Source organism: Flavobacterium sp. FG19 (genome assembly GCF_057809475.1).
Genome location: NZ_JBMDKA010000011.1, coordinates 185,290 through 198,557, shown reverse-complemented (window position 1 = coordinate 198,557; position 13,268 = coordinate 185,290). Strand labels below are relative to the sequence as shown.

General features: G+C 35.5%; 12 protein-coding genes. 7 read left to right on the top strand and 5 right to left on the bottom strand.

Features of this window, described 5'->3' with window-relative positions:
- Positions 1–134 precede the first annotated feature (134 nt).
- The 6 genes from ACODST_RS13040 (at position 135) to ligD (ending at position 5,840) form a co-directional block, all read left to right on the top strand.
- Entirely contained in the window at positions 135–662 is a 528-nt protein-coding gene (locus ACODST_RS13040) for a hypothetical protein (protein ID WP_488932549.1), read from the top strand.
- Positions 663–666: 4 nt separating this feature from the next.
- Positions 667–828, top strand: a complete 162-nt coding sequence (locus ACODST_RS13035) for a hypothetical protein (RefSeq protein WP_488932548.1) — start codon at positions 667–669, stop codon at positions 826–828.
- 633 nt (positions 829–1,461) lie between these two features.
- Positions 1,462–1,614, top strand: a complete 153-nt coding sequence (locus ACODST_RS13030) for a hypothetical protein (protein WP_488932547.1) — start codon at positions 1,462–1,464, stop codon at positions 1,612–1,614.
- 649 nt (positions 1,615–2,263) lie between these two features.
- A complete protein-coding gene (locus ACODST_RS13025) occupies positions 2,264–3,445 on the top strand; it encodes an IS3 family transposase (protein ID WP_488932546.1) in 1,182 nt (393 codons plus the stop codon).
- Positions 3,442–3,870: an IS3 family transposase gene (locus ACODST_RS13020; RefSeq protein WP_488932545.1), complete on the top strand. Its 429-nt coding sequence runs from the start codon at positions 3,442–3,444 to the stop codon at positions 3,868–3,870. The genes ACODST_RS13025 and ACODST_RS13020 overlap by 4 nt, the downstream gene beginning before the upstream one ends.
- Positions 3,871–4,781: 911 nt before the next feature.
- A complete protein-coding gene (gene ligD, locus ACODST_RS13015) occupies positions 4,782–5,840 on the top strand; it encodes a non-homologous end-joining DNA ligase (protein WP_488932544.1) in 1,059 nt (352 codons plus the stop codon).
- Here ligD and ku read toward each other — a convergent pair.
- A complete protein-coding gene (gene ku / locus ACODST_RS13010; protein ID WP_488932543.1) occupies positions 5,837–6,616 on the bottom strand; it encodes a non-homologous end joining protein Ku in 780 nt (259 codons plus the stop codon). The two genes, ligD and ku, sit on opposite strands and share 4 nt — an antisense overlap.
- A gap of 223 nt (positions 6,617–6,839) precedes the next feature.
- Positions 6,840–7,004, bottom strand: coding sequence for a PKD domain-containing protein (locus ACODST_RS13005; RefSeq protein WP_488932542.1), 165 nt, complete (start codon positions 7,002–7,004; stop codon positions 6,840–6,842).
- A gap of 240 nt (positions 7,005–7,244) precedes the next feature.
- On the opposite strand from ACODST_RS13005, the gene ACODST_RS13000 reads away from it, so the two are divergent.
- Entirely contained in the window at positions 7,245–8,648 is a 1,404-nt protein-coding gene (locus tag ACODST_RS13000) for a DUF1254 domain-containing protein (protein WP_488932541.1), read from the top strand.
- A 108-nt stretch (positions 8,649–8,756) separates the two neighbouring features.
- Here ACODST_RS13000 and ACODST_RS12995 read toward each other — a convergent pair whose 3' ends face one another.
- From ACODST_RS12995 to ACODST_RS12985, 3 genes are all read right to left on the bottom strand, one after another.
- Positions 8,757–8,996, bottom strand: coding sequence for a hypothetical protein (locus ACODST_RS12995; protein ID WP_488932540.1), 240 nt, complete (start codon positions 8,994–8,996; stop codon positions 8,757–8,759).
- Positions 8,997–9,063: 67 nt separating this feature from the next.
- Positions 9,064–11,505 carry an arylsulfatase gene (locus ACODST_RS12990; RefSeq protein WP_488932539.1) on the bottom strand — a complete coding sequence of 814 codons (2,442 nt, stop codon included), beginning with the start codon at positions 11,503–11,505 and terminating at the stop codon, positions 9,064–9,066.
- Positions 11,506–12,533: 1,028 nt separating this feature from the next.
- Positions 12,534–13,253, bottom strand: a complete 720-nt coding sequence (locus tag ACODST_RS12985; protein ID WP_488932538.1) for a LytR/AlgR family response regulator transcription factor — start codon at positions 13,251–13,253, stop codon at positions 12,534–12,536.
- Between the last annotated feature and the right edge of the window lie 15 nt (positions 13,254–13,268).

Sequence of the window (13,268 nt, the reverse complement as noted above, 5' to 3'; positions counted from 1 at the left end):
TAACTAACTAACTAACTAACTAACTAACTAACTAACTAACTAACTAACTAACTAAGGTAGCTTGAAGCAGCAAACCGAAATTTACAGCAGAAATTCAATTTCATAAAAATCAAATTATTTCGTATTTTTGAAGTATGAGTACTAAAATTCAAATAGAACAAGATTTCATAATTGACAAATTAACAGATTCTATTCTAAACACAATTTCTGGAGACAGTTTTCAAACAGAAGTCAGCAGAATGACTACAACTGACTTGAAAAATGTAACCCAAAAGAATGGCTGGAATTTTGACTGGAAATTAGAATTCAAAAATTTACAAAAAGAGGTTTATAAGCTGACAATAGTAAACAACTCATCAATTCTACAGGGACTTTTAAGTATAACTGTTGAACAGGATCACATTTATATGAATTTACTTGAAAGTTCTCCTTTTAATATTGGTAAAGACAAACTCTACGAGGGCGTTGCTGGAAATTTAGTAGCTTATGCTTGTAAAGTTTCTTTCCAAAAAGGCTTTGAGGGTTTTGTCGCATTTACAGCTAAAACAAACTTAATTAAACATTACGAAGAAAATCTAGGTGCTTTTCATTTTAAAAATCAGAGAATGATTATTGAAACTGAAGCAGCAAAAAAATTAGTGAAAAAATATTTTAAATCTTAGAGAGATGAACTTAATAAAAGAACCTAAAGGGGTCGATTTTATAATTCAAAGTCCCCCATTAACTGACCAGGAACGAAAAGAAATTAGTGATTTTATTGCAGGTAGAAAATCTAAAAAAAATGCTGCGAAAAAAATTACACAAGAAAAAATTACAGTTAAAAAATAAAAACTGATCTCATAACATCAGCAATTGATTTAAGAAATCAGCTGTATGGGAAGCGGCCTTGCATTTTAATGATCTGCCAGCCGGTTATCTCGGTTTCCAATCCCCAAGAATGGACTTAGTTTATTTTAAGGCTATCAGAACGTTGTTTTAAAACTAAAACAAAATTCAATAAATTTCCAAACCACTAAAAAGCCTGAGAAGCGGCACTCTCAGGCTTTTCAATTTCATAGTAACGAGAACAGGCCTCAAATTCCGGAGAACGGAAAATCCTGCCATTTTTTTTCAGAAGCCTTCGACAAAGGCAGTACAAAAGTTTATGCAGGAGTCACGGTAATCTGGTCGCTTACGCCTGCAAATTATCTTTTCAGCGCGGACACGATGGAAATGTTTCTTTTCTTTCAAAGTCACAATTAGTCGATCATTACGAAAAAACGCTTGGAGCATTCCATTCTGGCGGAAGGATTATGATAATTGAAACAAAATAGGCTTTGAAATTAATCAACAAATATTTTCAAAGTAAATAATTCTGAAAACAAAAAAATTAGATCTGGAAATAGACACCATCGGCGCACTAAACTCTCTGACACCAGCTGAAGAAAAAGCTTTAAGCTGTTTTTCCAGAAGAAAAAACTAATGAAAAAGAAAACTGAAAAAAAAAAGCAACGCTTAAAAATTAACCTGCAGCATAGCGGGTATGATCTTCTTCGGGCTATTAACTTAAAAGCCGCAGGAATGTATCTGCTGCAAGTTCTCTCATTTTCATTTTGCAGTGAAGATTCTCTTTGATACGCTATAACATTCTGGAAACAAAAACACCCAAGAGTGCTGAGATAAATCCTGAATTTAATCCTCAAAAACAAATGTATCGAAAGCTTTAGAGAAATCTGAAGCTTTTTCTTTTTTAGGAAAAAGAGCCGCAAGCATACCGCCTGGCAAATACTTTCACAATGCTTCCAGCTTATCTATATTCAGAAATCAAATAGCATAATATTGCTTTCTCTTTAAAATATACTCCCTTTCCAGCAAACCTCACCATCACCGGCAAAAATCAAAATAAAAAAACCTAAAAGAAAAACAAATATCTAAAACCAAGTAACTAACTAAAAAAACAACTTATTAATATTTTAATCAGAAATATAAATCTGATGATTTCTATTGAATAAAATAAATAATCGACGGTATATCTTTTCCGTCAACTAAAACTAAAGTGATTTTTTTTGAGCTCATACATCCTGCCAAAAAGGTGTTTTCATAAAAAATAAAGGGCATTTAGCTACCTTATCTATGTATCCATTTTCTTTTACAAAGCCGCTTCATTTCCACATACTTTAAAATCATATTTGAGCAGCAGAAAGTTTCAAGAGTTTAAAATAGCAAGAGTATAATAGCAAATTAATTTCTAATTTGCCTGTTAATAAAACAATAGATAAAATATATGGATCCGAAACGAAAAAAATTCAGCCGTACTTTTAAAGTAAATGCCGTTAGGCTGAGTTATGAAAAAGGCAGCGTCAAAGAGTTTTCAGGGGAGCTTGGAATAAATCCAAATCTCTTATGGAGATGGAGAAATGAATATGAAAAATTCGGAGAAGGAAGCTTCAGAGGGGCAGGTTATGACAGATTTCATCCCGACGAGGAAGAAATCCATCTTCTACGTAAAAAAAACGCTGAATCTTCACTGAAGTATGAGATCCTTAGAAAAGCATCCCGATACCTGCATCGGGGAGATCTGGTAATTTACAAGTTTATAAAAGAAAATGAAAGCAGATATTCAATATTGAAAATGTGCGAAATTCTGGAAGTGGGCTACGGCAGATACCATCGATGGAAAATGAATGGCATTTCTGAAAAAAAGAAGCATATCGCCCGTTTAAAAGAGGACCTAAAATCATTATTTCTCCGCTTCAAAAAACATTACGGAAGAAACAGGCTTACAGAAGAGCTGCATAAGCTGGGATATAAAATCTGCAAGGAACAGGTTTCATTTTACATGCGAATACTAAGGTTGCGCCGTGTTAAGAAGAGGAAATTTAAAGCCACTACAGATTCAGTGCATAAATATTATACCGCATCCAATATATTAAACAGGGTATTTAAAGTAGAAGGGCATTCCAAGGTTTGGTCATCTGATATCACCTATCTGCAGACCACGAAAGGCTTTATGTATCTCACAATCGTCATCGATCTTTTTGACCGAAAAATAATCGGGTGGAATCTGGGCTCGCGGCTGGACAGCAAAAATACCACGCTTGCCGCACTGCGGATGGCAGCCGAAAAAAGGAAAGCGCCCGAAGGGCTTATATTTCATTCCGACCGAGGAGTCCAGTATGCAAACAGGGCATTTACACAGCTGCTTGCCTGCAATAAATTTACGCCGAGCATGAGCCGCAAAGGATGCAGCTGGGACAATGCCGTTTCTGAAAGCTTCTTCAATACGTTAAAGAGAGAATTAAGGTACGGCAAAAACAATCTGCGGACCAGAAAACAGATGAAGGACGAAATATTTGAATTTATTGAGAACTGGTATAATACGAAAAGAATTCATACCTCTCTGAATAATAAAACAATAGAGCAGTTTAATGATGAATATTATTCTGGAATAAACTTTCAGTTATGAAGAAAACGAATCAGCAGCTCAGTATTGATGCCGAAATTTTGCTATTGGAAAAAAATATAAAAAAAACAGAATTGAAAATTGAAATTCTAAAGAATGCCGGAGAATCAATTCCGCAGGGTAAGATAAAAATATTTGATTTCATAAAGGAGAATGAAAGCCGATACTCCATAAGGATGATGGCAGATATTTTAGGCATTAACAGGATAGAATACCAGAGATGGAAGAAAAAGCCTCTTAACGATACCCAGCAGAAAAAGATTTTAATGCAGCAGAAAATAGCTTCAATATTTTATGCAGCGGGACAGCGCTACGGAAGCGAAAGAATTGCCATTGAACTTGAAAACTCCGGATATCAGTTATCCAGCAGAACTGTAAGGAAATATATGGGTGAAATGAAACTTTCCGCATTGGGAAAGAAGAACTAAAAGCCTCCAATAGCCCATTAAAAAAATTTATTAAGAAACGGATCGATTTAATATTCTGCTGCCCGTTTTTTAAAGCGGCTGGTCTGAGATAAAACTCTGCAAAAATATCTTAACGTTCTATTTAAACTCATCTCAAAAAAAGTAATTTTGCTTAATACAGACACAGAATTATAATGTTCATTGTAATCAAGTTGCGTCCTCAAAAACTGTTTGCACGATTAAACTTCACCCATTCAACAATATCGTGGCAAGATAGGATTAAAAAAAGAGAAATGTAGGAAATACGCGGGCTCTGAGCTTAAAGTTCGAATCCTGCTCTCTTCATGCCTGGCAAACGTATGACAAAATAACTTTCTAATTAAAGTAAACTCATTTAAAAGCTCTAATGTCCTCACTAAATTTTGATTTGAATATTTTGAAATTGTATCGTGTCAGTAACTATAAATATTATTAACTCAATCTTTAAAATATATTTTTTAAATTTGTTTTAACCACTGGGTTAATGTGTTCTTTAAAATACCATAAAAAAATAACAAAATCTAATCTTGCTATTCAAAATTTATAAACGTTTTTTTGTTTTTACTAAGTGTTATTTTGTTAAAACTTGTACCTCAATTGTACCTCGTACTTTGTAAACCCTTATAAATACAGAGTTGCTAATTTCTGTATCGGGAAATAGAGGGACAAAATATCACAAAACAAAAACAAGCAGACGAGTTAAAGTATTGACAAATAATATTTTAACTCGTTTTTTAATTTCATTTTCTTTTGGATATTTGGTGATGTTTTTGATTAAATTTGTACCTCATTTGTACCTTGAAAAAACGAGGTGCAAATAATATTTTTTTTGGCCAAATGATGGCACATAGAGACACAAATAGTCACAGTGGGACATTTAAAGTCACATTTCTATGAGTTCAAACATTAAGATTACCAGAATCTACGAATTCTGTAAAAATGAGTTTACAGCACGCACAACAAAGACACTTTACTGCTCGCTCAAATGTAGCTCAAAAGCTTATAAATCAAGGACTCGGCAGTCAAAAATTGACAAAAGCAACAAGGTTGGAAAAACAACCCTGCATTTAACCAATCAGAATAAGATTTATTTTCCAAATGACGGGATTACTAAGGGAGAAATTGTCCAATATTATAATGACGTTTCGGCTCTCATCCTTCCCTATTTAAAAGATCGTTCCGAATCAATGAACCGTTTTCCTAATGGAATCGATGCGCCGCCCTTTTATCAAAAAGATATTGATCTTGACAAAACTCCAAAATGGCTGAAAACCAAAAAAATCCATTCAGAATCCAATGATGAAAATATAGATTATCTGATCTGCAATAATAAGGAAACTCTTTTATATATGGCCAATCTTGGCTGTATAGAAATGAACCCTTGGAATTCCACTATCCAACATATTCAAAATCCGGACTGGCTGGTTATGGATTTGGATCCTGCAACGAAAGAAGATTTTGCTACTGTAATTGAAACTGCCAAAACAGTAAAACAATTGATGGACGAACTGGAAACAGAATGTTTATGCAAAACATCAGGAGCAACAGGACTTCATATTTATATACCGCTTGGTGCACAATATGATTATGATTCTATCAAAATCCTCGGCGAACTAATTGCTAGAGAAATCCAGTCAAGACTTCCGCAAATAACAACAACGGAACGAAGCATCAAAAAAAGAAACAATAAACTTTATATTGATTACCTGCAGAACCGAAAAGGACAGACATTGGCGGCTCCATATTCTGTCCGCCCAAAGCCTGGCGCAACTGTTTCAACTCCATTGGAATGGAGCGAAGTGACTGATAAGCTGCATCCATCACAATTTACCATAAAGAATGTATTGAAACGCTTTGAGAAAAAAGGAGATTTATGGCAGCCTGTTTTATCAAAAGGAGTCAATATCAAAAAAATCATTCAGAAATTAGAAGAAAGAAAAGAAAAAGGCTAAGACGATTTTTTAGTTTTGCTTTCCAAGCTTGCCTTCAGCATTTCCATTAAATCATCACTCTGTTTATGAACAACTTTTAACTTAGGGGAAGTTTTACTAACTTTTCCTTTGGCTTTCTTTTTAATGATATCCAGCAGCTTGGCAGTGTATTCATCTTTAAATCCTGCAATATCAAATTTTTCGGTAAGCTGGTCGATAAGCTTCTCGGCCATGTCCATTTCTTTTGTGGCTTTTTTGGATACAGGAGGAAGTTTCAGCTCGCTTGTGCTTCTTATTTCCTGCTCAAAACGTATTCGGTTCAGGACTATAACATTCTTGTAAGGCTTTAAAATGGCAAGACTTTCTTTATTTCGAAGTACAAATCGTGTAACCCTTACTTTCCCAGAAGCCTGCAGGGCATCACGAAGAAGGCCGTAGGCATTCATGGCTCCTTTATCGGGTTCCAGATAATAAGGCTGCTCGTAATATATGCTCTGGATTTCGCTCTCCAGTACAAAACTCTCAATAGCAATGGTTTTGGTCTTAGTAGCGTCGGCTGCCTCGAAGTCTGAATCTTCAAGTACTACATATTTATCACTGAGCTTATATCCTTTCACTACATCGGCAAAATCAACTTCCTTGCCTGTATTTTCGTTAACTCGCTTGAATTTAATGTTCGCATGATCTTTTTTATCGAGCATATCCATATCCAGACTGCTCTCCTCTACTGCTGAAAACATTTTAATGGGAATGTTTATCAGTCCAAAACTCACCGACCCTGTCCATATTGATCTCATAATGTGCATTTTTAAAACATCCCTAAAAATAAAGTATAATTAAGTCTCTTGTTTTACAACATCATATGCAGGTTTTATAAAATAACAACTGCACATATAATAAACCAACTTACGTGCTGCTGCTCATAACCTGCTGACTGCTTTGTACAATTGCCAGTATTGGAAAATGATAACCTCTTAAATTAATAAATCTATTGCCACATAGCTTTAACAGATGATAAACCTAATTGACAATTATTCCCTTTTTTGCTGTTGTAGTACAGCTTGATTTAGTAACGTTAATTGTGACCTCGGACTGTATCTGGTAATCTCCAGCTGCCGTATAAGTATGAGATACTGTCGAACCGCTAACTGTTTCGTTTTTTCCATCCTTTTTCGCAGGAAACACTCAGGATTACCATCGTTAGAATCAAAATTTTTACTGCTTTTTTCATTTTCTGAATATTTAAAATTTTACTTAAAAAAATATATTTCTTACAAATAATAAAAAAACATCGCTCTGATCAGTAAAACATGTTGCATATTATAATCTGCAACCAATTTCATCATTTTAAAATGTAAAAATTTTCTTTTATAACCTAATTTTAAAAGTAAAAATAAAGTCTCCTTAAACAAACTGTCTGAATTTATGAAAAACGTGACCTCTTTTTTAATCATTTTACTTGTAATTGTAAGTGCCTGCAAAAAGGATAAATCCCAAGAGAACCCGAACACAGCGCAAACATCCGCATCTTCTGATTCCATAACAGCTATTGCTAAGGAAGCATGGATTTATGGGTATCCTATATTTTATAATTATAAGACCATTTATGCCAGTGCGTTAAATAAACAGGACAGGTCTTATTCTGGTTTTAATAAATTTAAAAGCTTTGCCATGAGCGCAACCCCTGCAGATACCTTGGTGGTGACAATAAACAATGACACCCCGTATTCCATGGCTGCCCTTGATCTTTCCAACGAGCCAATTGTACTTATTGTGCCCAAAGTTGAAAATGACCGCTATTATGTCATGCAGCTGGTAGATCTCTATACTTTCAATTATGAATATATCGGAACCCGTGTAACTGGCAATAATCATGGAAAGTACCTTATTGCAGGACCGGACTGGAAGGGCGAAACCCCAAAAGGGATCAATAAAGTGCTTCGTTCGGAAACCAATTTAATATTTCTGGTGGGACGTACCCAGCTTTATGATCCATCCGATGTCGGTAACCTGAAAAGAATACAAAACCAATATCGTTTAATTCCATTACATCAATATGCTGGCCAGCCAGCTCCACAGACAAGAAAGTACAGCCTTCCGCTTCCTGTCTGGAAGGAAATCGATTATAGCTCGAAGGAGTTTATCAACATCTTAAATTCCCTGCTTCAGTACACGGTAGAAGACAGCAGCGAAAAGCAACTCAGAAGCCGATTTGCCAAAATAGGAATTGCGCCGGGAAGCACTTTTAACAGTTCTAAATATCCGCCTGAAACCATTAAAGCAATAGAAAAAGGAATTGCCGAGGGAAAACAGGAGCTCGACACTGCTTTAAACAATCTTAAAGATTTTGGAAATCTTTTTGGCACAAGAGCAGCACTTAAAAATAACTATCTCAATCGCGCGGTTGCAGCTGCTGCAGGAATTTATGGAAATACAAAAGAAGAAGCCGTTTATACGGGAAGCAGTAATGATAAAAACAACCAGCCCCTTACAGGAAATAATAATTACATCCTGAAGTTCAGCAAAAAAGAAATTCCTGAAGCAAAATATTTCTGGAGCATCACTATGTATAATCTCCCAAAACGTTTTCTGGTTCCAAATACAATTAACAGATATTCTATCGGCAATAAGACCAAAGGTCTTAAATATGAGGCCAACGGGGATTTGATTCTATACCTGCAGAGCATGTCACCTGGCAAGGATAAAGAAAGCAACTGGCTCCCTACTCCCAAAAATGAAAAATTCATGTTTGTTACCCGAATTTACGGTCCGAAGCCTGAGGTGATCAATGGCATCTGGAAAATGCCCCTCCCTGAACCCATCAACTAATTATCTCTAAATAAAAATTATAACTAAGAAAAAAATCCCTGTTAAAGTTAACAGGGATTTTTTGAATTAATTTTAATCCATTTATTTTATAAATATGCTTTTTTAAGATTAACTTTTTCGGACTAGATAAAAAAGTATTTCCTCTTCGAGCTCTTTAGACAAGTTTTCACACTGCTGCTCTTTCGAAAAGTTCATTTCCTTTCTTTTTCTGTAAATTTCCACATCAGCAATATTGCTGCAGTAATGGTCACAGATATCTTTGAATTTTTCATCCTGAAGATACATCCTGCGCATCGAATCAAAATATTCAGCAAATTTCATATTATACAGTTTATCAGGTAATGACATATTTATAGAAATTTAGATATTTACTTTGATTAATAATATAGAAAAACTTTAAAATAAATATTACTTCTTATTTTTTACCGTTCTTTGAAGATCTGGATTCTTTGGAGCTCCCCAGATTATAAGTTACTTTTTCAATTTTTCCGGTAAACTCAAAAGGAAGCTTGTAATTGAAATCAACAGGAGATCCCACATCCATTCCAATATCAAGCCCCTCATTTAGTGATATCTGGATAGGAATTGTTCTTTCCAGATGTTCTTCCGCTACTTTTTTGCCGTTTACCAGCATGGTCACTGTTGCTCCTTTTCCCAGTTCTTTTTCTTTTCCTTCATACTTAAAATCTACCACCAGTTTTACCTTTCCTTTTGGCAGAGCCTCTTTCGATGTAATTGTAGGACGCTCTAAGGCCAGATTATTATAGACAAAACTAGGCTTTCCGTCCTGCACATATAAACCGTAGCCGCCAACTAATCCACCATGAGTTACAATCATGCCTTCTGCCCCGCTTTCAGGAATATCAACATCCGCAGTAACAGACCATGATTTATTTAAAATACGAGGTGAAGCTTCATTTGGCAATCCTACCTGCCCGGAATAATAGGTAAAAGTAGTGGCATCTCCAGCAAGAGTCGGTCTTCCCATCAATTCACCATTTAACCTTTCAACAGCTCTCCAGTCTAAAGGAAGTACATGGTATTTAGAAGCTTCAACCCACCATAAATCCTGCATTTCTCTTAATTTTGCCGGATTGCCTGCTGCTATATCATTTGCCTGCGTAAAATCTTCATCCACTTTATACAATTCCCATTTTTGCTTATCGGGATCAAAACTTCCTCTATTTGGATTCCATGGAGCAAAAGACAGTGCTGATGCCATCCATCCATTATGATAAATTCCACGGTTTACACCCAATTCAAAATATTGGGTTGTATGTTTTTCCTTTGCTTTGGCATCATTAAAAGTATATGCAAAACTGACTCCTTCTATAGGACTCTGAGTAATGCCATTTATAGTCTCTGGAGAAGTAATCCCAATAAGTTCGTATAATGTCGGCACAATATCTATGGTATGGGTAAACTGGCTTCTTAATCCGCCTTTATCTTTTATTTTGGCCGGCCATGAAATGATCATCGGATTTCGAGTTCCTCCAAAATGGCTTGCCACCTGTTTTGTCCACTGAAAAGGCGTACACATTGCCCAGGCCCATTCTGCGGTAAAATGATTAAAATGCTTTGGGCCTCCCAGCTCATCAATAAATTTTATGTTATCCTGCCATTTTTCAGATACGCCGTTAAAAAACAGGTTCTCATTTACAGAACCTTCAATTCCTCCTTCTGCACTGGCTCCGTTATCACCCGCTATATAGATGATTATCGTATTATCAGCATCTGGCAGCTGTTTTACGGCATCTACCACTCTTCCCATTTCATAGTCACAATGTGCCCCGTAACCTGCAAAAACTTCCATCATTCTGGCATAAAGTCGTTTCTGGTCTGCATTAAGCGAATTCCAGGCTGGCAGGCTTTCCGGTCTTGCTGTCAGTTTCGCATCAGGGGGAATAACACCCAGCTTTTTTTGTCTCTCAAAAGCCTGTTCTCTGTAAGCGTCCCAGCCCATATCAAACTTTCCTTTAAATTTATCGATCCATTCCTGAGGAGCGTGGTGAGGCGAATGTGCCGCTCCGGGAGCCAAATATAGAAAATAAGGTTTGTGAGGAGCAATTGATTTTACTTTTCGAACCCATGAAATGGCATGGTCTGCCAAATCAACAGTCATATGGTAATTAGGATCTTTTGATGCTGGAACAAGATTTCTGTTTTCATATAGCACAGGATTCCAATGATTCATATCCCCTGCATTAAATCCGTAAAAATATTCAAACCCAAGTCCGTTTGCCCAGCGGTCAAAAGGCCCTGCCTCACTGGTTTCCCAAGGCGGCGTATTATGGTTTTTACCTATCCAAGCGGTCATATAGCCATTTTGTTTCAGGACTTCTCCAATTGTACCGCAGCTTCTCGGAAGCACGCAGGTATAGCCGTCATAACCGGTCGCTGTTTCAGAAATAACGCCAAAGGTTGCAGTATGATGGTTTCTTCCGGTTATCAGTGCCGCACGCGTTGGTGAGCAGAGCGCTGTGGTATGAAATTTATTAAAACGGATTCCCTCGGCCGCTAATTTATCCATGGTTGGGGATGGAACTCCCCCGCCAAAAGTACTGAACTGTCCAAATCCTGAATCATCCAAAAGGATCAACACCACATTTGGCGCGCCTTTTGGCGCTTTTACGGGCTGTGGAAACTGCGGTGGGTCAGAATCCTGATATGTTCTTCCAACATATCCCGGAAAATGGAAATCAGGCTGGGGCAGCACCTTTGGAGTTTCTGTTTTATTTGTTTCCTGTGAGAAACAAAAACTATATGTGATAAATAATAAAATTGATGCAACTGTTTTTTTGTTTTTCTGTTTTTGAAAACATAAAAAAGATTTTCTTAAAATTAAAACTGCTTCCATGATTTTGCTTTTCAATTAGTTGGTTAAATTTACAACCAACTAGTAAACAAATATTTGCAAACATGTTTCATTTTATAATTTGAAACCAAATTCTAGTAAAACAAAATAACCTATTTTGCGAACTAATGAATTTCACCGGTTTAAAATTTTACTCGACTTTTTCTAGAATTCATCATCGCTAAAGTTTAATGCAAATAACTGGACAATTATGATTCAATTTTATTACTAAGAATTTAATTAATTATGGTCAAGATTTAATACAACAATGTATCTCAATAAATGAAAATTAAAGTTCAGTTCTAGCTAAATCAAAAAATTTAATGTCTAACTCCTACAATACATACAAACCGCTTTTGAATAAAAAACAAAAATAATTATCTTACAAATTCACTTGAAAAATAGGCTAATTTCTTTAAGTCATTCATAAAATAATTTGGATTTTGTATCTTAAAGTCAGTTAAGGAGGCTGTCTCAAAAGTCGAGACAACCTCTGTTTTATCTTTGAGTTTGTCCTGCATTTCTTTTTCGTTGTCGGAGTATTTTTTTATGCTTTTTTGAAGTTCACAACGACCGTTACAAGTATTGAAAACCTGTTTTCGCTGAATACAGATTGTTTGGGCAATCTCTCTTTGATTAATCTTAAATGAAGTATATACAAACAGACTGCCAAAGGAAGGCAACAGGATCAGAAAGGAAAGGAAAGTAATATGATGAAAAATCTTTTCAAACGCTTGTCTGCTTTTTTAACTGCAGCAAAAATACCGCATTTTTGTTTTTATTTGAACACAATAAACCGTTTTATCTAAATAAAAACAGTTACAATCTCATTACCAGCTGTTTATTTTATTACTGCCCGTTTTATTTCAAAATCAATCAGACATTAAACCGTTTTGGGTTCTGATTTAATACGCAATACAAGTCTAAGATCTGAGAATGTTCAGATAACCCAGCCCATAATTATTTCCCGACCAGAATATTGTAAATAGAACCAGAGCCGGATCATAAAGATGACCCGGCTCTGGTATCTTTTAATCTTTTGTCTTTTTGCTTCTTGTAATAAAACGTCCTTCGATGTATTTATCATATAGGTCGTCTTTCAAATTTCTGGAGATAGGAATTTTATGTTTTCCAATCTCTATTACATTGCCTTCTATAGCATGAATATGATCAACATTCACAATAAAAGACCGATGAGTCTGAAAAAAGTTCTTTGCAGGAAGGTTTTCTGCTATCATTTTCAACGTGCAGTAAACCGTTTCTTTTGAATTAGGGGTATAAATCAAAATATAATTCTCCATACTTTCTACAAACAGAATGTCCTTTATGACTATTTTTTTTGTTCTCTTATCTGTTTTTACAAAAATATAATCCGCTACAGTACTAAATTCTTTTTGTTTCTGATCGAACAATTTATTGACTGATTTTAGAAAACGTTCATACGAAACCGGTTTTAAAAGATAATCAAATACATCCATTTCGAATCCCTTCAGGGCATAATGCTCATAAGCTGAAACGATGATGATTTTAGGAAGATTAACCGCCGACGAAAGGAATTCCATGCCCGTAAGACCCGGCATTTCAACATCGAGAAAAATGACATCAACAGATTCTTTCTTCAAAAGACTATTAAGTTCAATTGCGGTTTCGCATTCTGCTGTCAGTGAAAGAAAATCTGTTTTTTCAATATATCCTCTAATTCCCTTACGGGCCATGGGTTCGTCATCTGTAATAATACATTTTAACTTCATATTATTTATTCTGCT